Here is a 23,281-nt window from a genome sequence, read left to right as displayed (position 1 = left end):
ATGCGCTTGCGCGGGATGTCGACGTCCAGCACCTTGACGCGCACGATGTCCCCGGGCTTGGCGACGTCGCGCGGGTCCTTGACGAACGTGCGGGACATGGCCGACACGTGGACCAGGCCGTCCTGGTGGACCCCGATGTCGACGAAGGCGCCGAACGCCGCCACGTTCGTGACCACGCCCTCCAGGATCATGCCCGGCTCCAGGTCGGAGAGCTTCTCGACGCCCTCCTTGAAGGTGGCCGTGCGGAAGGCGGGGCGCGGGTCGCGGCCGGGCTTCTCCAGCTCGCGCAGGATGTCGGTGACCGTCGGCAGGCCGAACTTCTCGTCGGTGAACGCCGGCGGGTCGAGGGACCGCAGCGCGGCGGTGTTGCCGATCAGCGACTTGAGGTCGGTGCCGACGGAGTCGAGGATGCGGCGGACCACGGGGTAGGCCTCGGGGTGCACGCTGGAGGCGTCGAGGGGGTCGTCGCCGCCCTGGATGCGCAGGAAGCCCGCGCACTGCTCGAACGCCTTCGGCCCGAGGCGGGGCACGCCCTTCAGCGCGGTGCGGGCGCGGAAGGGGCCGTTGGCGTCGCGGTGGCGGACGATGCTCTCGGCCAGCGTGGAACCGATGCCCGAGACGCGGGTCAGCAGCGGCGCGGAGGCGGTGTTGACGTCGACGCCCACGCCGTTGACGCAGTCCTCGACCACCGCGTCGAGCGAGCGGGACAGCTTCGACTCGGCGATGTCGTGCTGGTACTGGCCGACGCCGATCGACTTCGGGTCGATCTTGACCAGCTCGGCCAGCGGGTCCTGCAGCCGGCGGGCGATCGACACCGCGCCGCGCAGCGACACGTCCAGCTCGGGCAGCTCCTGCGAGGCGTACGCGGACGCGGAGTAGACGGACGCGCCCGCCTCCGACACCACCACCTTGGTGATCGACGGCAGGTGCTTGACCAGCTCGCCCGCCAGCTTGTCGGTCTCGCGGGAGGCGGTGCCGTTGCCGATGGCGATCAGCTCGACGCCGTGACGCTGCGCCAGCGCCCCGAGCACGGCCAGCGACTGGTCCCACTGCCGTTTGGGCTCGTGGGGGTAGATGGTCGCGGTGTCGACGACCTTGCCGGTCGCGTCGACCACGGCCACCTTGACGCCGGTGCGCAGGCCGGGGTCGAGGCCCATCGTGGGGCGGCTGCCGGCCGGCGCGGCCAGCAGCAGGTCGCGCAGGTTGGCCGCGAACACCCGCACCGCCTCGTCCTCGGCCGCCTGCCACAGCCGCATCCGCAGGTCGATGCCCAGGTGGACGAGGATGCGGGTGCGCCACGCCCAGCGGACCGTCTCGGCCAGCCACGGGTCGGCGGGCCGCCCCTGGTCGGAGACGCCGAACCGGGCGGCGATCCGCTGCTCGTAGTCGGCGGCGTCGTCGGGTTCGAGCGTGACGGTGAGGACCTCCTCCTTCTCGCCGCGGAAGATGGCGAGGATGCGGTGGGAGGGCAGCTTGGTGAAGGGCTCGGCGAAGTCGAAGTAGTCGGAGAACTTCGCGCCGGCCTCCTCCTTGCCCTCACGCACCTTGGAGGCCAGCCTGCCGCGCTCCCACAGCCGCTCGCGCAGGCCGCCGATCAGGTCGGCGTCCTCGGCGAACCGCTCGATCAGGATGGCCCTCGCGCCTTCGAGCGCCGCCCCGGCGTCGGCCACGCCCTCGGTGACGAAGCCCGCCGCGGTGTCGGCCGGGTCGAGGGACGGGTCGCCGAGCAGCTTGTCGGCCAGCGGCTCCAGCCCCAGCTCGCGGGCGATCTGCGCCTTGGTGCGCCGCTTCGGCTTGTAGGGCAGGTAGATGTCCTCCAGGCGGGCCTTGGTCTCGGCCGCCATGATCTGGGCGCGCAGCTCGTCGTCGAGCTTGCCCTGGGACTCGATCGACTCCAGGATCGCGGCCCGCCGCTCGTCGAGCTCGCGCAGGTAGCGCAGGCGCTCCTCGAGCGTGCGCAGCTGGGCGTCGTCGAGCGCGCCGGTGGCCTCCTTGCGGTAGCGCGCGACGAACGGCACGGTCGCGCCGCCGTCGAGCAGGTCGACCGCGGCCCGCACCTGCCCCTCGCGCACCCCGAGCTCTTCGGCGATCCGCTGGTGAATAGAGAGCACTTGCCCTGCCTTTCGATGGTCCCGCCGGTCAATTGTGCAGGACGACGCCGTCTTTCATGACCAGGATGCGCCGAGGGTGAACGACCACGGCCTCGGCCGCGCCGCCCGCCTCGACCACCACCAGATCGGCCCGATCGCCCGGTGCGAGCCCGTATCCGCGCAGCCCGAGCGCGCGTGCGCCGCCGTAGGTGGCGGCCTCCAGAGCGAGCTCGATGTCCTCGTCACGGCGGAACGTGCTGCGGTAGGCCAGGTGCATGGCCCGCTCCAGCATGTCGCCGCTGCCGAACGGCCCCCACAGGTCGCGGATGCCGTCGTGGCCGCACGCCACCGTCACGCCGGCCGCCCGCAGGATCTTGACCGGCGGCACCGGAAAGCTGTAGACGGCGGCGGTGCAGACCGCCACGCCCGCCCCGGCGAGCCCTTCGGCCAGCCGGCCCGCCTGGGCGGCGTCGAGCTGGCCGAGCGCGTAGGCGTGGCTGATCGTGACCCGGCCGGCCAGGCCGAGCACGCGCGTGCGCTCGATGATCAGCTCCACCTCCCACGCGCCCAGCGAGCCGCCGTCGTGCAGGTGGATGTCGACGTGGACGCCGTAGCGGCCGGCCAGGCCGAAGATGAGGTCGAGGTGGCGTACGGGGTCGCGGTCGATGCCCGCGGGGTCGAGGCCGCCGACCGCCTCCACGCCGCTCCTGAGCGCCTCCTCCAGCAACTCGGCGGTGCCGGGGTTGGTCAGCAGGCCGTGCTGCGGGAACGCCACCTGCGTCACGTCGACCGGCACCTGCCCGGCCGCCTCGCGGACCGCCTCCACGCCGCGCAGCCCCACCTGCGGGTCGATGTCGGTGTGGCTGCGCACGCTGGTGGTGCCGTACGAGCTCATCGTCCGCAGCAGGGACACGATGCGCGGCACGCTCGGCACGCCCAGCTCGCCGCGGCGGGACAGGTCGTTGCCGATGCGGCCGGCGAGCGTGTCGTCGGCCGAGTGGGGCACCCAGGGGCCGCCGTGGAGCGTCTTGTCGAGGTGGCAGTGGGCGTCGACCAGACCGGGCAGGACCAGCCGCCCGGCGACGTCGACGACGCGCGCGCCGGGGGCGTCGACGGCGGTGGCGACCCGCTCGATCAGGCCGTCGCGGACGAGCACGTCCGCGGGGCCGTCGAGGCCCCAGGGCCGACCGCCCCGGAGGATGACGTCGGTCATGCCCTGCACCCTAAAGCGCGGCGCCGACAAAGCGCGGCGCCGACAAAGCGCGGCGCCGACAAAGCGCGGCGCCGACAAAGCGCGGCACCGACAAAGCGCGGCACCGACAAAGCGCGGCGCCGACGATGCGCGGGGGTTCACCGGCGTCCGGGGTCGGGTCAGGCGCGCCGGGAGCGGGTCCCCGGGTCAGATGTCGTCCAAGTGGGCCACGTTGGCGCGGTCGGACGCGTCGGCGCTCGGGGCGCCCTCCAGCCAGGCGTCCAGGATCTCGTCGAGCACCACGTCCGAGGTGAGGCGGAGGCTGAGGGCGAGCACGTTGGCGTCGTTCCACTTGCGGGCGCCGCCGGCGGTGTAGGCGTCGGCGCAGAGCGCGGCCCTGACGCCGGGCACCTTGTTGGCCGCGATGGACGCGCCGGTGCCGGTCCAGCAGCACACCACCGCCTGGTCGGCGCGGCCCTCCGCGACGTCGCGGGCCGCCGACTCCGACGCCCACGCCCAGTCGTCGCGCTCGTCGCCGGCCAGCGCGCCGTGCCTGATCACCTCGTGGCCGCGCCGCCGCAGGGCGGTGACCACCCGTTCCGCCACCCCGTCCAGGCTGTCGGCCGCCACCGAGATCCGCATCCGTGCTCCTCCTTCGCCCGTGGACCCTCCTCAGGTCTACCAGTCAGGGAAAGGACAGGCTGGCGCTATGACGCGGTATGTGCTTGGTTGGGGCTCCCTATGAGCATCCGCGAAACTGACATTCCGGCTCTGGCCCGAGGCTGCGCCGTGCTCGGCACCGGTGGGGGCGGCGGTGTGCGGGCCGGGTCGCTGGCCGCCGCGCGGGCCGTCGGGGAGCACGGCCCGGTGCCGCTCGTGCGGCTGGCCGAGCTTTCCCCTGACGCGCTGGTTCTGCCGCTGTCCGGGATCGGGGCGCCGACCGTGAGCCACGAGATGATCCACAGCGAGGACGAGCCGAAGCGCGTCGCCGAGGAGGTCGAGCGCCTCTTCGGCAGGCCGCCCGCGGCCGTCATGTCGTCCGAGATCGGCGGCTCCAACGGGGTGCAGCCCGTGGCCTGGGCCGCGTGGCTCGGGCTGCCGCTGCTCGACGCCGACGGCATGGGCCGGGCCTTCCCCGAGGTCCAGATGGTCTCCATGCACGTCGCGGGGCTGCCCGCCGACCTGGTGATCATGTCGGACGTGGCCGGCAACGTGGTGACGATCCGGCCGGTCGACGGCCTGTGGTCCGAGCGGCTGGCGCGGGCGGTCTGCGTGGCCGCGGGCTCCTCGGCGCTGATGGCCGACTACGTCGTCACGGCCGAACGGGCGAGGGGCGCGGTGATCGAGGGCACGGTCACCCGGGCGCTGGAGATCGGCCGGGCCACCGAGGGCGCGGCCGACCCGCTGGCCGCGCTCGCCGCGGAGCTGGGGGCGGTCAGGCTGATCACCGGCAAGCTGACGGACGTGGCGCGGCGCACCACCGGCGGGTTCGTCAGGGGCACCGCCACGATCGAGGGCACAGGCGACGACCGCGGCCGCACGCTCGTCCTGGAACTGCAGAACGAGAACCTGGTTGCCGTCGAGGACAACCAGGTCAGGGCCATGGTGCCGGACCTGATCTCGGTGGTCGACACCGAGACGGCGGCCGCCGTCCAGACGGAGGACCTGCGCTACGGCCAGCGCGTCACCGTGCTCGCCTGGCCGTGCGACCCGCTCTGGCGCACCGGGAAGGGGCTCGACACGGCGGGACCGCGAGCGTTCGGCTACGACCTGGACTACGTGCCGGTCGAGGAGCTGGCGCATGGCTGAGCGCGGGACGGACCTGCGGATCGGCGTCGACGTCGGCGGCACCAACACCGACGCGGTGGTGCTCGGCGCGGACGACCGGGTGATCGTCAAGGTCAAGCGGCCCACCAGCCGGGACGTCACCGGGGGCCTGCGCGCGGCGCTGGACGCGGTGCTGGGCGAGCTGGGGCCCGGGGCGCACGGGCGGGTCGGCCGGGTGATGCTCGGCACCACGCACGCCACCAACGCCGTCCTGGAGCGCGCGAACCTGGGCCGGGTGGCCGTGCTGCGGCTGGGCGCGCCCGCCACCACGGCCGTGCCGCCGCTCTCCGGCTGGCCCGCCGACCTGCGCGGAGTCGTCTCGGCCGGGGAGGCGGTGGTGCCCGGCGGTCACTACGTGGACGGGCGCGAGATCGGCCGGATCGACCCCGGTGCGATCCGGCGCTTCCTGGACGGGATGGAGGCCGACGCGGTCGCGGTCACGGCCGTGTTCAGCCCGGCCACCGCCGACCACGAGCGGGCGGTCGAGGAGCTGATCAGGAGCGAGTACGGGCTGCCGGTCTCGGTCAGCCACGAGGTCGGCTCGCTCGGTCTGCTGGAGCGCGAGAACGCGACCGTGCTCAACGCCGCGCTGTACGGGGTCGCCGGGCACGTCACCGGCGCGCTGACGGCCGCGCTGGCCGAGCGCGGGCTGGCGGCCACCCCCTACCTGGCGCAGAACGACGGCACGCTGATGACGCTGGAGCACGCGGCGCGGCTGCCGGTGTCGACCATCGGCTCCGGCCCGGCCAACTCGCTGCGCGGCGCCGCGTTCCTGTCGGGGGTGCCGGACGCGATCGTCGCGGACGTCGGCGGCACCTCCACCGACCTGGGCGTGCTGACGGGCGGGTTCCCGCGGGAGTCGTCGGCGGCCGTGGAGATCGGCGGCGTGCTGACCAACTTCCGCATGCCGGACATCCTGGCCATCGCGCTCGGGGGCGGCACCATCGTGCGCGGAACGCGGTTCGGCCCCGACTCGGTCGGCTACCGGATCACGCGGGAGGCGCTGGTGTTCGGGGGCGGCACGGCGACGCTCACGGACGCGGCGGTCGCGGCGGGACGGCGCCCGCCGGGTGTCCAGTGGGACTTGGGCGACATATCGGAAGATTTCCGCAACACTCTGCAAAGAGTGATCACCGCCGCCGACGAGCTGGCCGCCGACGCGGTGGACCGCATGGCGCTCGGCCGCGCCGGACGGCCCCTGGTGGCAGTGGGTGGCGGAGCCTTCCTGCTGCCCCAGCGGATCCCCGGCGTGAGCCGCGTCATCCACCCTGAGCACGCCGAGGTGGCCAACGCCGTCGGCGCCGCGATCGCCCTGGCGAGCGGCAGAGTCGATACGATCATGCCTGCGGGTGAAAGCCGGACAGAGGCGATCGAAAGGGTGAAGCAGGAGGCCGCGGCGCGAGCCGTGGCCGCGGGCGCGGACCCCGACCGGGTCCGGATCGTCGACCTGCTGGAGGTGCCGCTCAGCTATCTCGCGGAGCCTGCCGTGCGGATACACGCCAAAGCCGCCGGCCCGCTCACCCGGTGACAACTCGAAAGGATCCCCCCATGCGCTGGCACAAGCGTCTGCTCGTCGCCGGGGTCGCCGGCGTCGTGGCCCTGGCCGCATCCGCGTGCGCGGGTGGCCAGGTCCGCGGCGCCGGCGGCAGCCCGCGGCCGAGCACCGGCGGAACCCCGGCGGGCCAGACGGCCACCCAGGACAACGAGGCCACCTTCGTCTACGCCCCGAACCTCGACGTGGTGACCGACTGGGACCCGGCGACCTCGTACTCCAACGAGATCATCGCCCTGTCCAACATCTACGAGGGCCTGACCCGCTACAACGCCGCGACCAAGGAGGCCGAGCCGCGGCTGGCCACCGAGTGGTCCTCGGCGGACGGCGGCAAGGAGTGGACGTTCAAGCTGCGCCAGGGCGTGAAGTTCCACACCGGCGCCCCGCTCGACGCCGAGGCCGCCAAGAAGGCCATCGAGCGCACGATGAAGTCGAACGGCGGCGCCGCCTACATCTGGGGCGCGGTCGACAAGATCGAGACGCCGGACGACGCGACGCTGAAGTTCACGCTCAAGTACGCGTCGCCGATGGACCTCATCGCCTCCTCCGGGTACGCCGCCTATCTCTACGACGCCGAGGCGCTGGAGAAGAACGAGGACGACGTCAAGAACGGCAAACTGGACGTCGGCACCGGCCCGTACACGATCGACTCCTGGCGCAAGGGCCAGGAGACCGAGCTGACGCTGAAGGCGTTCGAGGACTACTGGGGCGGCTGGCGGCCCGAGCAGTACAAGAAGGTGGCCTTCCGGGTCACGCCGGAGATCACCACCGCCTGGCAGCTCGTCCAGCGCGGCGAGGTCAACTTCGTGCAGCGGCTCAACCCGCAGCTGTTCCAGCAGGCGGGCATGACCGAGGGCGTGCAGGCCAAGCAGGCGCCGTCGTTCCAGAACCTGCTGGTGCTGTTCAACACCGCCGAGGGGCCGGCCAAGGACGTGCGGGTCAGGCAGGCGCTGCAGCACGCCATCGACTACGACGGACTGGTGGCGGCGCTCAAGGGCGCGGGGCAGAAGGCCGGCGGGCTGGTGCCGCCCGGTCTGCTCGGCCACACCACCGGCCTGGAGCCGAAGCAGGACCTGGACAAGGCGCGGGCGCTGCTGCAGGAGGCCGGGTACGGCCCGGACAACCCCGAGCTGAAGCTCACCCTCACCTACGCGCAGGGCGACGAGGACCAGAAGCTGCTGGTCACGCTGCTCACCGCGGCGCTGAAGCAGGTCAACGTCACCCTCCAGGCGCGGGCGATGCCCTGGAACGCGCAGTGGGACCGCGGCAAGAAGGGCGACCAGGACATCTTCGTCATGTACTGGTTCCCCGACTACGCCGACCCGTTCTCCTGGTTCTTCAATGTCTTCCGCAGCGCCGAGGACGTCCAGTTCAACCTGTCGTACCTGAAGGACGGCGCGATCGACGAGGCGATCGACAAACTGCCGGAGCTCGCCGCCACCGACCCGCTGGCGGCGGACCAGGCCTACGCCGACCTGCAGAAGAAGATCATCCAGGAGAAGGCGGCGGTCGCGGTGCCATACGTGCAGACCTACCAGCGCGCGCTCACCGCGGACGTGCTCGGGTACGTCGACAACCCCGCCTACCCGAACGTCGTCTTCTTCTACGATCTCAAGCCCGCCGGCTGAGCGATGCCGCGTCACCTGATCCTCCGGCTGGGCCAGGCGTTCCTGGTCATGGTGGGCGTGGTCGCGCTCACCTTCGTGATCACCAGGATGGTGCCCGGCGATCCGGCGGTCGCCTACGCCGGGCCTAGGGCCACGCCCGAGCAGCTCGCGGAGGTGCGTGAGCGGTTCGGGCTGGACGAACCGCTCTGGGTGCAGCTCGCCGTCTACGTCAGGGACCTGGCGACCGGTGACTGGCAGACCAGCCTGCACACCCGGCGGCCGGTGCTGGAGGACCTGTACCACGCGTTCCCGGCCAGCCTGGAGCTGGTCGGGGCCGGGCTGGTGATCGCCATCGCGGTGGGCGTCCCGGTCGGCGTGCTGGCCGCCCGGTTCCGGGGCCGCTTCCCGGACTTCTCCGTCCGGCTGACCAGCATGCTCGCGGTGTCGCTGCCGGTGTTCTGGCTGGCGCTGGCCCTGCAGACGGTCTTCGGCAGCACCCTGGGCTGGTTCCCGGTCGCCGGCGAGTACGACGGCTCACTCGACACCACCAGCCCGCTGACCCTCTGGACCAACATCACCGTCGTGGACGCCCTCATCACCGGCAACTGGCCGATCCTCACCAGCACGCTGGCGCATCTGGCGCTGCCGGCCCTGGTCGTGGCCGCGTACCCGGCGGGCGTGATCGCGCAGCTGGTGCGCGCCACGCTCATCGAGGAGGCGTCGCAGGACCACGCCCGGCTGGAACGGGCGCTCGGCTTCAGGGAGACGACGATCCTCACCCGGTTCGCGCTGCGGCCGGCGCTCAACCCGGTGCTGTCGCTGATCGCGCTGGTGTTCGCGTACGCGATCGTGAACGGGTTCCTGGTCGAGGCCGTCTTCAACTGGCCCGGCCTGGGCCGCTACGCCGTCAGCGCCATCTCCCACTCCGACACGCCGGCCGTAGCGGGAGTCACCCTGCTGGTGGCGCTGATGTACGTGTTCGCCAACCTGGTGGTCGACCTGCTGCAGGGCGTCATCGACCCGAGGACGAGGGCCCGGTGAGCGCGATGCCGCGGGTGGCGCGCCTGCCGCGGGTCACCGACCGGTTCGCCCTGGCCGGGGCGGTGCTGATCACCCTCATCGCGCTGGCCGCCGTGCTGGCGCCGTGGCTGGCCCCGCACCCGCCGGGCGAGGTGGACCCGCTCAACGCCCTGAGCCCGCCGGACGGCGAGCACTGGTTCGGCACCGACGCGGCCGGCCGCGACGTGTTCTCCCGGGTGCTGCACGGCGGGCAGACGTCGCTGCTGATCGCGGTGGCGGTGCTGGCGGTCTCGGCCACGGCCGGCGTCCTGCTCGGCGTGGTGGCCGGGTACGCGGGCGGCTGGGTCAGAGACGTGATCATGCGGATCACGGACGTGTTCCTGGCCTTCCCGGCGCTGCTGCTCTCGGTGGCCCTGGCGGTCGTGCTGGAACCGAGCGTCACCACCGTGATCGTGGCCATCGCGGTGACCTGGTGGCCCTGGTACGCCAGGCTGTCGGCGGCCACGGCCGCCTCCATCGCCACCCGGCCGTACGTGGACGCCGCGCGCTGCCTCGGCGTGCCGGCCATCATGATCATTCTGCGGCACGTGCTGCCGAACTCGCTGACGCCCGTCCTGGTCCAGCTCTCGCTCGACGCCGGCGGGGTCATCCTCACCGCCGCCGCGCTGTCGTACCTGGGGCTGGGCGCCCAGGACCCGACGGCGGAGTGGGGGCTGATGGTGGAGCAGGGGCAGACGCTGTTCACCACGAACTGGTGGGTCGTCACCTTCCCGGGGCTGGCGATCCTGCTGACCGCGTTCGCGTTCAACGTGCTGGGCGAAGGGCTGCGCGACGCGCTGGACCCGCGGAGGATCGTGAAGTGATCGAGGTGCGCGACCTCCGGGTGAGGTACGGCGGGCGGGTCGTGGCCGACGTGCCGGAGCTGGACGTGGCGCCGGGCGAGTGCGTGGCGATCGTGGGGGAGAGCGGCTCGGGCAAGTCGACCACCCTCATGGCGCTGCTCGGGCTCACCGAGGGCGCCGAGGTCAGCGGGCGGGTCCGGGTGGCCGGGGTGGACGTGCTGACCGCCTCGCCGGCCCGGCTGCGCGCGATCAGGGGGGCGCGGGTGGCGCTGGTCATGCAGTCGCCGCAGGCCGCGCTCAGCCCCACCACCCGGCTCGGCACGCTGATGCGCCGGGCGCTGAAGCTGCACGGCGTCGGCGACGCGGAGCGCGTCATGGCGGAGGCGGTCGAGGCGGTGCTGCTCGACCCGGCGATCCTGCGCCGCTACCCGCACGAGGTGTCCGGCGGGCAGGCGCAGCGGTTCGCGATCGCGCTGGCCATCGCGCTCGGGGCGGAGGCGATCCTGGCCGACGAGCCGACCAGCGCGCTGGACGTGACCGTGCAGGCCGAGGTGGTGGCCGTGCTGCGCGAGCTGTGCGCGGCGCGCGGGCTGGCGCTGCTGCTGGTCTCGCACGACCTGGCCCTGGTCTCCACGATCGCCCACCGGGTGCTGGTCATGCGCGACGGCGAGGTCGTGGAGAGCGGCCCGGCCGCCCGCGTGCTGGCCGAGCCGTCCCACCCCTACACCCGCGAGCTGCTGGAGGCGCTGCCGTGAGCCTGCTGAGGGCCGAGCGGGTGACGCTCGGGTACGGGCGCACGCCCGTGGTCCACGACGTCACCCTGGACATCGTCGAGGGGGGCGTCGGCCTGATCGGCGAGAGCGGGTCGGGCAAGACGACGCTGGCGCGGGCCTTCCTCGGCCTTCTCACCCCCATGTCAGGAAATATCTGGTACGGGAACCAGAACCTGAAAAAAGCGGATATGAGGCGCTTCCGCGGCGACGTGCAGCCCGTCTTCCAGGCTGAGGCCCTCGACCCCCGGATGCGCGCCGGCGCCTCCGTCGCCGAGGCGCTGCCCCGCCACGCCCGCCACCGCGTCCCCGAACTGCTCGAACAGGTCGGCCTCGACCCCGCGCTGGCCGATCGCAGGCCGCACCAGCTCTCGGGCGGCCAGCGCCAGCGCGTGGTGATCGCCCGCGCCCTGGCCGTGAACCCCCGGCTGCTCATCCTCGACGAGCCCACCAGCGCCCTGGACGTGACGGTCCAGGCGAAGATCCTCGACCTGCTCGCCGGGCTGCCGGCCGGCCGCCTGCTCATCACGCACAACCTGGCCGTGGTCGGCAGGCTCTGCCGCACCTCGCACGTGCTGTTCGCGGGCCGCGTGGTCGAGTCGGGGCCCACGGCCGACCTGCTGGACCGGCCCGCTCACCCGTACACGCTGGCGCTGCGCGACGCCGTGCCCAGGCTCGGGGGAGAGCCGCCCGCGGCGCGCGGTCGCGCGGAGGCGCGGCCGGCGCGGACGGGCTGCCCGTTCCGGCTGCGCTGCCCGATGGCGGTGGCGGAGTGTGAGAGCGCGCCCGCGCTCCGCGACCTGGACGGACGGCGCCGGGTCGCCTGTCATCGGGCCGAGGAGGTGCTCAGAGAGCCTTCAGGCCGTCGATGACCTCCAGGAGCACCGTGGCGTCGGGCGCCGGAGGCGGCGACTCGACCTGGACGAGCTTCTGCTGGTGCAGGTCGCCGACGAGCACCCGCACCACGCCGATGGGCAGGTTGAGCTCGGCCGCGACGTCCACCAGCCGCGTCGGCCTGGTGCACTTCTGCAGGATGATCAGGTGTTCGGGACCGAGCCCGACCGGCGGCGTCAGGCCGCCGGAAGTGATGATGACCGCGATGAGGTCGATGGCCTCGCTCGCGGGCACGGTGCGGCCCCGGGTCAGCAGGTAGGCCGGGACGATCGGACCGGCGTCCTCGTCCAGCCAGCGCTCGTCCCTACTCACCCTGCACCACCCGGATCGGGCGGACCGGGGCGCCGGTGGGCTCCTCCGGCTCGTCCGGAGCGGCTGTCACATGTTCTGCCGGGATCAGCACGATGGCGGTGGTCCCTCCATATGGTGAATCGCGCAACATCACGCGAATGTCATGCCTGGCGGCCAGGCGGGAAACGACGAAGAGACCGAGCCGCTCGCTGTCGGCCAGGTCGAACTCGGGCGGGCTGGCCAGCCGCGCGTTGTACTCCGCCAGCTGGTCATCGCTCATCCCCAGCCCCCGGTCCTCCACGTGGAAGGCGAAGCCGCGGGCGGCCACCTCGCCGCGCACGATCACCGAGGTGTGCGGGGGAGAGTAGACGGTGGCGTTCTCGATCAGCTCGGCCACCAGGTGGATCACGTCACCGACCACCGGGCCGGCCAGACGCTGGGCCGGCATCGGCTCGACCATGACGCGCTGGTAGTCCTCCACCTCGGCGGCGGCGCCGCGGGCCACGTCGAGCATCGGCACCGGCTTGCTCCAGCCGCGGCCGGGGGTGGCGCCGGACAGGATGATCAGACCCTCGGCGTGGCGGCGCATCCGGGTGGCCAGATGGTCCAGCCGGAACAGGTCGTCCAGGTCGTCGGGGTCGGTGGCGCGGTGCTGCATGCCCTCCAGCTGGATGCGCTGGCGGTGCAGCAGCGCCTGGCTGCGCCTGGCGAGGTTGCGGAACACGTGGCCGACGCCGTCGCGTAGCTGCGCCTGGCCGACCGCCGCCTCCACGGCCGTCTGCTGGACGGTGGAGAAGGCCTGGCCGACGTCGTCGATCTCGACGGTCGTGCTCTTGACCGACAGTTCGGGCACCTCGACCTCCTCTCCCTTCCGCAGCTTGGCGACGACCTCCGGCAGCCGTTCCTGGGCCACCTCCAGCGCCGCCTCACGGAGATTGGCCAGCTCCCTGGACAGGCGGTTGCCCATCCGCAGGGTGAACGCGATCGACACCAGGACCAGCACGAGGCAGGTTCCGGCCAGCACGTACGCCCGGATCAGCACGGCGTCGGCCACCGGCTTCGCCTGTTCCTGCAGGATCATGCTCGCGCGCATCTGGGCGTCCTGAAAAGACTTCGCCAGCGACTCGGTGGTCTTCAGCCATCCGTCCGGCGTGCCGCCCGCGATGATCTGGTCCTCCATCAGCCGCATCCGCTGATAGTCGGAGGAGGTGATGATCGACACCTGGACGTCGCGCAGGCCGGGGTCGAGCTGGCCGAGCGCGTGGTCGATGAGGAAGCGCCGGTTGCCGGCGAGCCGGGTGAACAGCCTGCGCTCGGCCGTCGTGGTGGGGGCGAGGCCGAGCGCCTGCTCGCGGGTGAGAAGCTCCTTGGCGTAGCCGAGGTCGATGACGATCCTGGACTGCTCGTAGATCGGCAGGTCGCCGCTGAAGCCGACGCGCCGGTGCAGGTCGAAGAGGGAGTCGATGATCGCGCTGTACGACTCCACCGTGCGCAGACGGTCGGAAAGACCCGCGTCGATCTCTCCTCTGACCGCCTCGAGCCTGTCGAGCTGCGTATACACCGCGTCCACCTGTTTGCGGATCGTCTCCGATGTGTCCCGGGACCTGCCCGAGAGCTTCCTGAACTCCTCCTTCGCCCTGTCGCCGCGGGAACGCTGCTCGGCGAGCGCCGGCCTGTCGGCCGACGCGTCGCCGCGCAGGAACTGAACGGAGGCGAGGCGCTCGCGCTGCAGCTCGTTGCCAAGCTTGTACGCCGGGTGTCGCAGGTTCGTCCAGAGCGTCTGATACCGCTTCAGCTCCAGGCTTTCGCTCGCCGTGACGGCGGTGATGACTCCCCACAGCACCACCATCGAGACGAGCGGAACCAGCAGTAGGCCGATGATCTTCATGCGGATCGTTCGGCTACGACCCATGGCACCTCACTCCGGTCGGTCCCCTGCTGGCAACCCCGGACGGGACAAGGCACGAGGATAGCAATTGGATCTCCGGATTGCCCAATTTTTCGGTGGTTTCGGACATCCGCCATGATCGTCTAGTAGGTTTCCACGGAAGATCGGTCATAGAGGGAGATGCGTTGCGCCGTTGTCTCGCAGCGGTCGCCGCGCTGGTGCTGTTCGCCACGGCGTGCTCGGCGCCGGCGGCGGTCCAGCAGCCGCGGCTCGGGGAGTCGGCGTTCGTCTATGTCGAGAACACGGACGTGATCACGGACTGGGACCCCGCCACGTCGTACTCCAACGAGATCGTCGCCCTGCAGAACGTCTACGAGACGCTCACGCTGTGGAACCCGATCACCGAGAAGAGCGTCCCCCGCCTGGCCACCGCGTGGCGCAGCACCGCGGACGGGCGGTCCTGGACCTTCACCCTGCGCCAGGGCGTCACCTTCCACACCGGCCGGGCGATGGACGCCGTCGCGGTCAAGCAGTCGATCGAGCGCACCATGGCGACCAAGGCCGGCGCCTACTACATCTGGGACGCGGTCTCGTCCATCAGGATCGACGACCCGTACACGATCACGTTCGCGCTGCGCTACCCGGTGCCGCTCGACGTGGTGGCCTCCGCCGCCTACGCCGGCTACATCTACGACACGCGGGCGGCCCCGGACCTGAAGAAGTGGTTCGCCGAGGGCAGGGACGCCGGGACCGGGCCGTACACGGTGAGCTCCTGGAAACAGGGGGCCAGGGACGAGCTGACGCTCAAGGCGTACGACGGATACTGGGGAGGCTGGGACGGGCCGCACTACCGCACGGTCAAGTTCCGCGTGCTGCCCGACCCGCGCCAGGCCTGGCGGCAGCTGCTGCGCGGCGAGGTCAGCTTCCTCTACCGGCTGGAGCCGAAGCTGTTCGCGCGGGCCGAGAACAGGCCGGGCCTGCGCACCTCGGAACGGCCCTCGTTCCAGACGGCCATGCTGATGTTCAACACCGCCTCAGGGCCGATGAAGGACCCGCGCGTGCGGCGCGCGGTGCAGCGGGCCGTCGACTACCGGGGCGTGATCCGGGCGCTGGGCGGCGGCGTCCTACCGCACAGCGGCGTGGTGCCGGAAGGGCTGCTCGGCCACGTGCCCGGCCGCGCGCCCCGGCAGGACCTGGCGGGCGCGGCCGAGCTGCTGCGCGAGGCCGGGTACGGGCCGCACGGCAGGCCGCTGCGGCTGACCCTCACCTACGCCGAGGGCGACAGCGACCAGCAGGTCCTGGTCGACCGGCTGCGCCGGGACCTGCAGTCACTCAACGTCACCCTCCAGGCCCGCGCCATGCCCTGGCCCGACCAGTGGGAGCTGGGCAAGAAGCGCGGCCAGGACATCTTCGTCATGTACTGGTGGCCGGACTACGCCGACGGCTACTCGTGGTTCGGCAACGTCTTCCACAGCGGCGAGCCGCCCGTGTTCAACCTCGCCTACCTCGACGACCCGACCACCGACTCGCTGCTCGACTCGCTGCCGGAGCTGACCGTGACGGACCGGGCCACGGCGCGGCAGTCGTTCGTCCGGGCCACCCGCAGGGTGCTGGACCAGCAGGCGGCGGCGGCCATGCCGTGGGTGGTCAACTACCGGCGGGCCTACCTGGACAGCGTCCAGGGGTACGTGGACAACCCGGCCTATCCGGACGTGGTCTTCGTCTACGACCTGCGGCCCTCGGGCTGACCCTCGACCCGCTCGCGCAGCCGCGACCTGATCTCCTCGGGGGTGTAGGCGCGGCGGCGGCGCTCCGCCCGCGCGATGGCCACTCCCGTGGCCGCGACGCCCGCAACCCCTGCCAGGCCGAGTATCTTCCACCAGCGCATGTCCCTAGGCTAGCCCTGTGCTGACTCTCGACGAAGCCGTGGAGCTCACCAGAACGGGCGACCTGTGGATCTTCCGGGGCCGCACCGTCCCCGACCGGGCCATCCAGACCATGACCAACAGTCCCGTCAACCACGTCGGCATGGCGATCGTCATCGAGGACCTGCCGCCCATGATGTGGCACGCCGAGCTGGGCAAGTCGCTGCCCGACCTGTGGTCCGGCACCCACCAGCGGGGCGTGCAGCTGCACGACCTGCGCGACGCGGTGACGGTCTGGGCCGACCGCTACGGCCAGCGGGCGTGGCTGCGCCAGCTGGAGCCGCAGGCGACCCGGGAGATGGAGGACGCCGCGCTGCGCGCGGTGGCCCGGCTCGACGGCACGCCGTTCCCGTCCACCGCCAGGCTGGCGGCCCGGTGGATGGGCGGCCGGCTGCCGCGCCTGCCCCTGGGATCGCGCCCGCGCACGGCGATGGGGGAGCGGGCGCTGGAGAACGCCTACTGCGCCGAGGTGGTGGCCGTCACCTACCAGGAGATGGGGCTGCTGCCCCCGGGCCGGCGGCCCAACTGGTACGACCCGGGCAGGTTCTGGAGCGGCGACGACCTCGACCTGGTCGGCGACCACCGGCTCGGCAAGGAGATCACGGTCGGGATCCCACTGACTCGGTCACGCTGATCCGGCGCGGGCGCGGCGTGATCGGCATGTGCTCCAGCTCCTCCAGCGTGCCCGGGGAGTCCTTGAGGAAGTCCAGCCTGATCAGGTCGTCCGGGGCCATCATGTTGAGCAGCCAGTCGCCGCTCACGCGCAGCCGCGACCGGCTCGACGGGGTCGTCAGCAGGTGATAGCCGCGGGTGACGAGCTGCGCCGCCATCCCGGTCAGGCCGATCCCGAAGGGCCTGGCCACCGCGTCCGAGCCGCCCAGGTCGACCACCAGGCCGGCGTCGTGGTGGCGGTACTCGTGCCGCGGGCCGCCGCGCAGGGCGGCCAGCACGTTGCGCGCCGCGGTCCTGGCCTGCCGGTGGGCGTGCTGGGCGGTCGGCGGGCAGGGCGTGCCGGGCTCGGCCGTCAGGTCGGGCACCGCCGCGGCGTCGCCCAGCCCGAACACCCCCTCGCACCCGGGCACCTGGAGGTCCGCGCCCACCACCAGCCGTCCCTTGACCGTCTCCGTGCCGAGGCTGGACACCACCGGCCGCGGGGTCACCCCGGCCGTCCAGATGACGGTGTGCGTGGACAGCCGGGTGCCGTCGGTCAGCATCGCCGTGTCCTCGGTGATCCGTTCCAGCGTGGTGCCCAGGCGCACCTCGACGCCGCGCCGCTCCAGCAGGTCCCGCGCCGCCGCGCCCAGCTCGGGACCGAGCTCCGGCATCACCGCGGGGGCGATGTCGATCAGGGTCCAGCGCAGCAGGCCGGGGTCGAGCTGCGGGAAGCGGGCCATCGCCCGGCGGGTGACGAGCTGGAGCGTCGCGGCCGTCTCCACCCCCGAGTAGCCGGCGCCCACGACCAGGAACCCGCACCGCGCGGCCCGCTCCTCCGGGTCGCAGGTGGAGGCGGCCAGCTCCAGCTGGGCGATCGAGTGGTCGCGCAGGTAGACCGCCTCGGCCAGCGTCTTCATGCCGCGGGCGTGCTCCTTCAGCCCCGGGATGTCGAACGTCCTGGTCATGCTGCCGGGGGCGAGCACCAGCACGTCGAAGGGCACCCGGGCCGGCTCACCGCTGATCTTGAGCACGTTCACCGCCCGGGCGTCCAGGTCCACCTCCATCGCCACGCCCGGCAGCAGCTTGCTGCGCTTCAGCCCCGCGTGCAGCGGCGTCACGATGGAGCGGGGTTGCAGCACCCCGGCCGCCACCTGGGGCAGCAGCGGGAGATACAGGGTGTAGTCCTTGGGCGTGATCAGCACGATCTCCGCCTCGCCGGGTCTGAGCCGGCGTTCCAGCTGTCTTGCGCAGGCGTACCCGCCGAAGCCGGTGCCCACGATCGCTATGCGTTTCACCCGTAGCCCCTTCCGAGGAGCCCGCAGGGCAAACACCAAGCCGGGATAATATCCCGTTTGCCGGAAATATCCGGAATGTCGGTACGGGCGTCTCCAGCGCTTCCGCGGCGCTCCTACGATACGGCGCATGGCCCCGTTCGAGTTCACGATCACCGCCGCCGGCCCGTTCGACTTCGGCGCCTTGCTGCGCTTCGTCCAGGACTGGCCGGCCACCAGCGCGCTGCCCTCCGACGGGCGGGCGCTGCGGTTCGGGTTCTGCCCGGAGACCGACTGGCTGCCGATCGGCGTGTCCGTGACCGCCGCGCCCGGCGGGGTCGCCGTGACCACGACGCGGCCGGCGGGAGCGGGCATCCGGGGCGAGGTGGCGCGCATCCTCTCCCTCGACGTGGACGGCTCCGGCTTCGCCGCCCTCGCCGCGGCCGACCCCGTGCTCGGCGACCTCCAGCGCGCCGCGCCCGGCCTGCGGCCGGTCTGCTTCTGGACCCCGTGGGAGGCGGCGTGCTGGGCGGTGATCGTGCAGCGCTCGTCGATGCTCATCGCCTCGCGCCTCAAGCAGCGCATCGCCGAGCGGTACGGCGCCGCGATCGACGTCGACGGCCGGGAGCACGCGGTCTTCCCGCCGCCCATGACTCTCGTGGAGGCCGGCGGCCTCGGCCTGCCCGCGCAGAAGGAGGAGTGGATCCGCGGCCTGGCCCGCGCCGCGCTCGACGGCGTGCTCACCGCCGAGCACCTGCGCTCGCTGCCCCCGGAGGAGGCCCTGGCCGAGCTGCGCTCCCTGCCCGGCGTCGGCCCGTTCTCCGCGGGGCTGATCCTGATCCGCGGCGCGGGCGCCCCGGACGCCTTCCCGGGCGACGAGCCGCGGCTGTTCGCGATCCTGCGCGAGATGTACGGCCTGCCCGAGGACGCGCCCGCCGCCGCGTACCGGAAGCTGGCCGACCACTGGCGGCCCTACCGCTCCTGGGCCTCCTTCCTGTTCCGCGCGTCCACGTACCGGCCGGATCACGGAGAGCCCCGATAGCCGGGCCGATCCCGGGCCGATCCCGGGCCGACCCAGGGCGCGGTCAGCCGAAGGTGGGCGGGCCTCCTCCCGCGCGGGTGCGCCGTACGCTCACCCGGATCAGGTACGCGGCCGCGGCCACCGCCACGGCGGCGGGCAGGAGCGCGAGCCACGACAGGCCGGCGAGCACGGCGAGCACGGCCAGCACGATCCCGGCGAGCAGCGCGAGCGCCGCGCCGAGCAGGCGGTAGCCGAGCGCGTTCGAGGGCGGGGGCGCCTCGTCCCAGTCGCCCCGCCCGCCGCCGGCGACGCCGGGCACGCCGGTGTCGCTCACCTGGCCCGGGCGGCCGTCCCGCGCGGAGGGCGGCGGCTCACGCAGGACGGGTGCGAAGAACTCGTCGTCGGGGTGGTCGTCCTTGCGGTTCATGACGTCCCCCTATCCCGCGAACGCGCCGGCTCACCTGTGAGGCCGGCGGCAGGAGGAAGCGGCTGACCGTGGACGGTCTGGGTCGTGCGGGCCGGGGGCGGCTGGCAGCGGCCGTCGGAGGTGCTCCGGCAGGCGTCCTCAGGGGTGGCCACGGTCATGACGACGCCGATCAGGAACACCACGTAGGCCACGATGGCGATCGTCCACCAGACGGCCGCCGGCACCTCGCGCCGCCGCTCGGGCAGCGACCCGGACAGGAAGGCGTCGAGGTCGGGATCGTCGAAGGCCAGCCGCTCCTCGATCTCGTCGAGAGCCTGGCGTTCCTCACGGGAAAGGCCCATGGCTCTCACGCGGCCCGCAGCCGCCCTCTCGGATCGGTGCGGGGCGGCGGGCCGGGCGTCGCGGCCCTCCCCGGCGTCGAGCCGGGGCCCGCGCGCGGCCAGGGCGTCGTCTTCGGCATAGCGCCTCCAGGGTGCCGCCGTTCACGTCTCCCTTGCAGTATGCAACGTCCTCCCGGCCGGTCGAAAGTGCGGGCCGACCCTTCCTGCCCATCTTGCTCGGCGAGGTCGTCGTCCGGTTCGGCGTGCGCGTCCGCCACCGACCGGGCGGGACCGTGGCACGCCGTGCCACCGGCCGGCCGTGAGGAAAGCCCGGGAGCTGATTAAGACAGGTGCCCTTGCGGGCGGGCCTGTTCCGATGGAGAAGGAAGCCCTCCCATGGCCTCGCGATCTTCACGTATCGGGCGGGGATCAACTCGTGCAGGGGGCGCGGCATTCCTGGGGAAGTCGATGAAGTAGGCGTTGTGCCGGACGTGGTCGCCGACCAGGGTCCTGACCACGGCGAGGACCCGTACCCCGAGGTCGAGCACGGTCGCGCCGGGCAGCTTCGACAGCCTGTCGAGCAGGTGAAGCCGACGGTCAGCAGCGCGGCGTCGAACTGGCGCGCGGCCGTGCCGCCCCAGCCTGCGGCGTCAGTGGCGCTGGTGGTGCCGATGACGCCGGTGGTCTCGACGGGGGCTCGACGCGGTGGAGGGTCGCAGCATCTCCGGGAGGCGCGCGGCCGGCTCTCTAGGAGGTGTGGATTCTCGCCCAGACCTTGTGGCCGGTCTCGTCGTCGCCTTCGTGGCCTGTCCGGTCCGCGATGGCGGCGACGATGGCCAGACCTCGTCCACGTTCGGCGGTGGCGCGGCAGGGGCCGGCGAAGCGCGGCGTGGTGCCCCATCCGCAGTCGTAGACGGCGAGGGTGATCGCTGTCGTGGTGCGGATGATCTCGACGATGAACGTGCCGTGGGAACGGCCGCTGCTGGTGTGCTGGAGAGCGTTGGTGGCGAGCTCGGCGACGATGAGTTCGGCGTCGACCTGGCGGGAGGAGTCGACCAGGAGGTAGCGGGTGAAGTGGCGGGCGCGAGGGATCTGGTCATGGGTGCCGGGGAAGGTGCGCCGCCAGGTCAGGCCGCCGGGGTGCAGGTCGATCATCGCGTTGACGTGCTCGGGCCGGATCGGGTGGGTGAGGGCGCCTTGCTCAGGGACGAACAGGAGCGTGGATATCTCTGCGAGCTCGGTCATGTCGGCCTTCTCCCTTGGCTCTCGTGGACGTGTGAGGCGTTGCGCCTGGCGGATCGGGATGCGGTGATCCGTCGTCCGTAGGGTGGCCCGGCAGTCGCGGCGCATGGACCCCTGGTCTCGGCTCAGTCGATCACTCACCCTCTGCCGGGCCCTGACCTGCGCGGATCCGCCGGGACCCGCGATCGACATCTCCCATGGCCTGGCTTCGCCACTCCATCGACTTATCAGAAAGTGACGATTCAGATACACTCCGTTCGCAATCCCAGGCCAGAGGAGGTGCTCGATGTCCGGCGAGGGCTACAGAGTCCTGTTGCAGGCTCGCTCGTGGAGCGAGTGCCTCCGTGCGAAAGGCTTCACCTGGGAGCAGATCGCCGACGTGCTCGCCCTCGTTCACGACGTCAGCCCGTTGCGGCTGTACCGGCTGGCGCACGGCCGCACCGCCAGGGACGTGGTCGCACTGGCGAACGACGCCGACCCGGCGGGCACGGCGTCCCTGCGCGAGGCGCGGTTGTACGACTTCGAGGCCGGCCCGGGAGCGGGACGCCGGCCGCCCGCACGTCTTCTCGTCGTCCTGGCCAGGATCTATCAGACCACCGCGCGGAGCCTGGTCGGCGGGGACGATCTGGCGTCCTACCGTAGTGCCGACCGTGACCTGATCGACGGCGCGGACTTTCGTGCCATGGATGTCAACCGGCCGCCATCCCCGGATCGCGAACACCGTGTCACGATGGAGGAGACCGCAGAAGTCAGGCCCGTCGACAAGACGACCTTGGACGCGTCGGCGTGCTTGCGGTTGCTGCGGGCCACCGGGGTCGAGGAGGCCGACGTGAAGCGACGTGAGCTGCTCTTCGAACTGGCACTCATGCTGGGCGGCGGCCGGGCGCTGGAGTTCCTGCGCGTTCTCACTCCTGGCGAGGAGGAGCGCCTGGCGGGGGTGCTGCGGGCAACCCGGCGGGTGGACGAGGCGACGGTGCGGACGTTCGAGAAGCTGACGATGCACGCGCGTCAGGCCGACGACATGTACGGGCCCGGGACGCTGTTGCCTGTGGTGAACGGGCATCGCGTGGCGCTTGAGCGGGTTCTGGCGCGCGAGTCGATGGCGCCGGTGCTGCATGATCGGCTGCTCGGGGCGTACGCGCAGCTGTCGCAGTTGTCGGGCTACCTGGCCTACGACCTGCTCGACTACGCGGCGGCCGAGCAGGCGTTGCACGGCGGGTTGCGGGCGGCCCTCGACCTCGGCGACCCGACATTGATCGGCTACCTGCACTGCTGGTTGGGCAATATGGCCGCTTACCAGGATCGGTCCTTCACGGCTTTGGATCATGCTTTAGCGGCTCGGAGCTGGGTTGCCCGATCCCCGAGCAGACTGTTGCGCGCGATGAACGACTCGCTGCTGTCGACCGCTCATGCCGCTGCTGGTGACGTCTCGGCGAGCACTCGGGCGCATGACAACGCGGTGGCACTGGCCAACACACCGAAGGACACCGAACCGGCGTTCTTGTATTGGATCTCGCCTTCGATGGTGGAGCGCAAGGCGACCACGTCTCTGGTCCAGCTGAAACAACGTGGGCCTGCGCTGGCAGCGGCCCAACGGTCCATTGCCGGCCTCAGGCCAGGGTTCAAAAGGGATCGCGGGTTCGCGCTCGTTTGGTATGCCGACGCCCTGACCCTGGCCAAGGAGATACCCGAAGCCGCGGCCAAGCTGACGGAAGCCGCCGACATCGCCTCGCAGCACAGCTCGGCCCGTCTGACCGATCAACTCACGAAATCGCGAGCCGCGCTGGAGCCGTGGGCAGGCAACACCTACGTTCTACAGCTGGACGAGACCCTGCGTGCCCGCGGCCTGTGGCGAAGTGGGCGCTAGGCACCCACGGATGGTCAGGAATCTGTTGAGGCCGGACGCGACCACGGGTGGGAGTGGCCGGCCCGCAGCCTGGCGCGCCTGCTCGACCGCCGCCTGCGTGACGAGCCGGAGCTGCTCGCGACCTGGCAGTGTGACCTCGGTGGTGTTTTCGCGCGGACCGGGGACCAGGACACGGTCAGATGATCTTCTACTATCCAGGTCATCCTTCATCGCGGGACGACGACGACCCGTGGCTCCAGTTCGAATGGGTCATCCCGGTCGACGGCACCGGCCTCGACGCTCAGGTCGCTCATCTGGCCGACTGCCTCCGCCGCACCGACCCCAAAACCTCTGCCAGAGTCGTCGGCGGCTCCCAAGAGTACGCCAACCGCCTCGGCTTCCCCTGGCTGTACTGACCTCCAGGACGGAGAGCTCACCGAGGCAGCTGTCAACTCTGAGGTGATGGTTCGCCAGGAGGGTTCACGGCAGGTGCGGCGGGAGCGTACCCCGGCGCGTTGGTCAGGCGGTTCGCGGGGTCGTTGTGCGGGCCGCCATCCGTCGTTCGAACCAGAGCGAGGCGAAGGGCGGTACCGCGCATGCCA

22 protein-coding genes are annotated in these 23,281 nt (G+C 72.1%); 12 read left to right on the top strand and 10 right to left on the bottom strand.

What is annotated here, in order from left to right:
- The 3 genes from OUY22_RS25060 to OUY22_RS25050 all read right to left on the bottom strand — a co-directional run.
- The coding region (locus OUY22_RS25060) for a Tex family protein (RefSeq protein WP_270157591.1) at window positions 1–2,111 on the bottom strand (2,111 nt) is incomplete at its 3' end.
- 28 nt (window positions 2,112–2,139) lie between these two features.
- The gene (locus OUY22_RS25055; protein ID WP_270157590.1) at window positions 2,140–3,303 is read right to left on the bottom strand and encodes an amidohydrolase; all 1,164 of its coding nucleotides are present in this window, start codon (window positions 3,301–3,303) and stop codon (window positions 2,140–2,142) included.
- 186 nt (window positions 3,304–3,489) lie between these two features.
- Window positions 3,490–3,924 (bottom strand): RpiB/LacA/LacB family sugar-phosphate isomerase, encoded by a 435-nt coding sequence (locus OUY22_RS25050; RefSeq protein WP_270157589.1) that lies wholly within the window; start codon window positions 3,922–3,924, stop codon window positions 3,490–3,492.
- A 99-nt stretch (window positions 3,925–4,023) separates the two neighbouring features.
- Here OUY22_RS25050 and OUY22_RS25045 point away from each other — a divergent pair, with 99 nt between their 5' ends.
- From OUY22_RS25045 to OUY22_RS25015, 7 genes are read left to right on the top strand one after another with little or no spacing between them, the layout of a single operon-like run.
- Window positions 4,024–5,091: a DUF917 domain-containing protein gene (locus tag OUY22_RS25045; RefSeq protein WP_270157588.1), complete on the top strand. Its 1,068-nt coding sequence runs from the start codon at window positions 4,024–4,026 to the stop codon at window positions 5,089–5,091.
- Window positions 5,084–6,637 (top strand): hydantoinase/oxoprolinase family protein, encoded by a 1,554-nt coding sequence (locus OUY22_RS25040; protein ID WP_270157587.1) that lies wholly within the window; start codon window positions 5,084–5,086, stop codon window positions 6,635–6,637. Before OUY22_RS25045 ends, OUY22_RS25040 begins: the two co-directional genes overlap by 8 nt.
- A gap of 20 nt (window positions 6,638–6,657) precedes the next feature.
- Window positions 6,658–8,289: an ABC transporter substrate-binding protein gene (locus OUY22_RS25035; RefSeq protein WP_270157586.1), complete on the top strand. Its 1,632-nt coding sequence runs from the start codon at window positions 6,658–6,660 to the stop codon at window positions 8,287–8,289.
- A gap of 3 nt (window positions 8,290–8,292) precedes the next feature.
- The gene (locus OUY22_RS25030) at window positions 8,293–9,309 is read left to right on the top strand and encodes an ABC transporter permease (protein ID WP_270157585.1); all 1,017 of its coding nucleotides are present in this window, start codon (window positions 8,293–8,295) and stop codon (window positions 9,307–9,309) included.
- Between the two features lie 5 nt (window positions 9,310–9,314).
- The gene (locus OUY22_RS25025; RefSeq protein ID WP_270157593.1) at window positions 9,315–10,151 is read left to right on the top strand and encodes an ABC transporter permease; all 837 of its coding nucleotides are present in this window, start codon (window positions 9,315–9,317) and stop codon (window positions 10,149–10,151) included.
- Window positions 10,148–10,885 carry an ATP-binding cassette domain-containing protein gene (locus tag OUY22_RS25020; RefSeq protein ID WP_270157584.1) on the top strand — a complete coding sequence of 246 codons (738 nt, stop codon included), beginning with the start codon at window positions 10,148–10,150 and terminating at the stop codon, window positions 10,883–10,885. The genes OUY22_RS25025 and OUY22_RS25020 overlap by 4 nt, the downstream gene beginning before the upstream one ends.
- Entirely contained in the window at window positions 10,882–11,772 is an 891-nt protein-coding gene (locus tag OUY22_RS25015; RefSeq protein WP_270157583.1) for an ABC transporter ATP-binding protein, read from the top strand. The genes OUY22_RS25020 and OUY22_RS25015 overlap by 4 nt, the downstream gene beginning before the upstream one ends.
- On the opposite strand, the gene OUY22_RS25010 is transcribed toward OUY22_RS25015, so the two are convergent.
- Both OUY22_RS25010 and OUY22_RS25005 read right to left on the bottom strand, forming a co-directional pair.
- Window positions 11,747–12,106, bottom strand: coding sequence for a DUF742 domain-containing protein (locus OUY22_RS25010; RefSeq protein ID WP_270157582.1), 360 nt, complete (start codon window positions 12,104–12,106; stop codon window positions 11,747–11,749). The genes OUY22_RS25015 and OUY22_RS25010 overlap by 26 nt on opposite strands.
- A complete protein-coding gene (locus OUY22_RS25005; protein WP_270157581.1) occupies window positions 12,099–13,997 on the bottom strand; it encodes a sensor histidine kinase in 1,899 nt (632 codons plus the stop codon). The genes OUY22_RS25010 and OUY22_RS25005 overlap by 8 nt, the downstream gene beginning before the upstream one ends.
- A 161-nt stretch (window positions 13,998–14,158) precedes the next feature.
- On the opposite strand from OUY22_RS25005, the gene OUY22_RS25000 reads away from it, so the two are divergent.
- Window positions 14,159–15,721, top strand: a complete 1,563-nt coding sequence (locus tag OUY22_RS25000; RefSeq protein WP_270157580.1) for an ABC transporter substrate-binding protein — start codon at window positions 14,159–14,161, stop codon at window positions 15,719–15,721.
- On the opposite strand, the gene OUY22_RS24995 is transcribed toward OUY22_RS25000, so the two are convergent.
- Complete coding sequence (locus OUY22_RS24995; RefSeq protein ID WP_270157594.1) at window positions 15,697–15,861, bottom strand: hypothetical protein; 165 nt, start codon at window positions 15,859–15,861, stop codon at window positions 15,697–15,699. The genes OUY22_RS25000 and OUY22_RS24995 overlap by 25 nt on opposite strands.
- Before the next feature lie 20 nt (window positions 15,862–15,881).
- On the opposite strand from OUY22_RS24995, the gene OUY22_RS24990 reads away from it, so the two are divergent.
- Entirely contained in the window at window positions 15,882–16,532 is a 651-nt protein-coding gene (locus OUY22_RS24990; RefSeq protein WP_270157592.1) for a hypothetical protein, read from the top strand.
- Here the strand turns inward: OUY22_RS24990 and OUY22_RS24985 are convergent.
- Window positions 16,498–17,847 (bottom strand): NAD(P)/FAD-dependent oxidoreductase, encoded by a 1,350-nt coding sequence (locus tag OUY22_RS24985; protein ID WP_270157579.1) that lies wholly within the window; start codon window positions 17,845–17,847, stop codon window positions 16,498–16,500. The two genes, OUY22_RS24990 and OUY22_RS24985, sit on opposite strands and share 35 nt — an antisense overlap.
- A 127-nt stretch (window positions 17,848–17,974) precedes the next feature.
- On the opposite strand from OUY22_RS24985, the gene OUY22_RS24980 reads away from it, so the two are divergent.
- Window positions 17,975–18,865, top strand: coding sequence for a DNA-3-methyladenine glycosylase family protein (locus OUY22_RS24980; RefSeq protein WP_270157578.1), 891 nt, complete (start codon window positions 17,975–17,977; stop codon window positions 18,863–18,865).
- A 43-nt stretch (window positions 18,866–18,908) separates the two neighbouring features.
- Here OUY22_RS24980 and OUY22_RS24975 read toward each other — a convergent pair whose 3' ends face one another.
- The 3 genes from OUY22_RS24975 to OUY22_RS24965 form a co-directional block, all read right to left on the bottom strand.
- Window positions 18,909–19,271: a hypothetical protein gene (locus tag OUY22_RS24975; protein WP_270157577.1), complete on the bottom strand. Its 363-nt coding sequence runs from the start codon at window positions 19,269–19,271 to the stop codon at window positions 18,909–18,911.
- Complete coding sequence (locus OUY22_RS24970) at window positions 19,268–19,612, bottom strand: DUF3040 domain-containing protein (RefSeq protein WP_270157576.1); 345 nt, start codon at window positions 19,610–19,612, stop codon at window positions 19,268–19,270. Before OUY22_RS24970 ends, OUY22_RS24975 begins: the two co-directional genes overlap by 4 nt.
- A gap of 726 nt (window positions 19,613–20,338) precedes the next feature.
- Window positions 20,339–20,836 carry an ATP-binding protein gene (locus OUY22_RS24965; RefSeq protein ID WP_270157575.1) on the bottom strand — a complete coding sequence of 166 codons (498 nt, stop codon included), beginning with the start codon at window positions 20,834–20,836 and terminating at the stop codon, window positions 20,339–20,341.
- Between the two features lie 283 nt (window positions 20,837–21,119).
- On the opposite strand from OUY22_RS24965, the gene OUY22_RS24960 reads away from it, so the two are divergent.
- Both OUY22_RS24960 and OUY22_RS24955 read left to right on the top strand, forming a co-directional pair.
- On the top strand, window positions 21,120–22,700 hold the full coding sequence (locus OUY22_RS24960) for a hypothetical protein (protein WP_270157574.1): 1,581 nt from the start codon (window positions 21,120–21,122) through the stop codon (window positions 22,698–22,700).
- 179 nt (window positions 22,701–22,879) lie between these two features.
- Complete coding sequence (locus OUY22_RS24955; protein ID WP_270157573.1) at window positions 22,880–23,095, top strand: hypothetical protein; 216 nt, start codon at window positions 22,880–22,882, stop codon at window positions 23,093–23,095.
- Window positions 23,096–23,281 lie beyond the last annotated feature (186 nt).

Origin of the sequence: Nonomuraea corallina (assembly GCF_027620315.1) — a bacterium.
Lineage (GTDB): Bacteria > Actinomycetota > Actinomycetes > Streptosporangiales > Streptosporangiaceae > Nonomuraea > Nonomuraea corallina.
This window is presented reverse-complemented; position numbering and strand designations above follow the sequence as displayed.

Excerpts from the sequence above, each read along its gene's own strand:
- OUY22_RS25055 (WP_270157590.1), bottom strand. The coding sequence starts at position 3,303 with ATGACCGACGTCATCCTCCGGGGCGGTCGGCCCTGGGGCCTCGACGGC.
- OUY22_RS25050 (WP_270157589.1), bottom strand. The coding sequence starts at position 3,924 with ATGCGGATCTCGGTGGCGGCCGACAGCCTGGACGGGGTGGCGGAACGG.
- OUY22_RS25045 (WP_270157588.1), top strand. The coding sequence starts at position 4,024 with ATGAGCATCCGCGAAACTGACATTCCGGCTCTGGCCCGAGGCTGCGCC.
- OUY22_RS25040 (WP_270157587.1), top strand. The coding sequence starts at position 5,084 with ATGGCTGAGCGCGGGACGGACCTGCGGATCGGCGTCGACGTCGGCGGC.
- OUY22_RS25035 (WP_270157586.1), top strand. The coding sequence starts at position 6,658 with ATGCGCTGGCACAAGCGTCTGCTCGTCGCCGGGGTCGCCGGCGTCGTG.
- OUY22_RS25030 (WP_270157585.1), top strand. The coding sequence starts at position 8,293 with ATGCCGCGTCACCTGATCCTCCGGCTGGGCCAGGCGTTCCTGGTCATG.
- OUY22_RS25025 (WP_270157593.1), top strand. The coding sequence starts at position 9,315 with ATGCCGCGGGTGGCGCGCCTGCCGCGGGTCACCGACCGGTTCGCCCTG.
- OUY22_RS25005 (WP_270157581.1), bottom strand. The coding sequence starts at position 13,997 with ATGGGTCGTAGCCGAACGATCCGCATGAAGATCATCGGCCTACTGCTG.
- OUY22_RS24995 (WP_270157594.1), bottom strand. The coding sequence starts at position 15,861 with ATGCGCTGGTGGAAGATACTCGGCCTGGCAGGGGTTGCGGGCGTCGCG.
- OUY22_RS24980 (WP_270157578.1), top strand. The coding sequence starts at position 17,975 with ATGGCCCCGTTCGAGTTCACGATCACCGCCGCCGGCCCGTTCGACTTC.
- OUY22_RS24975 (WP_270157577.1), bottom strand. The coding sequence starts at position 19,271 with ATGAACCGCAAGGACGACCACCCCGACGACGAGTTCTTCGCACCCGTC.
- OUY22_RS24970 (WP_270157576.1), bottom strand. The coding sequence starts at position 19,612 with ATGGGCCTTTCCCGTGAGGAACGCCAGGCTCTCGACGAGATCGAGGAG.
- OUY22_RS24965 (WP_270157575.1), bottom strand. The coding sequence starts at position 20,836 with ATGACCGAGCTCGCAGAGATATCCACGCTCCTGTTCGTCCCTGAGCAA.
- OUY22_RS24960 (WP_270157574.1), top strand. The coding sequence starts at position 21,120 with ATGTCCGGCGAGGGCTACAGAGTCCTGTTGCAGGCTCGCTCGTGGAGC.
- OUY22_RS24955 (WP_270157573.1), top strand. The coding sequence starts at position 22,880 with ATGATCTTCTACTATCCAGGTCATCCTTCATCGCGGGACGACGACGAC.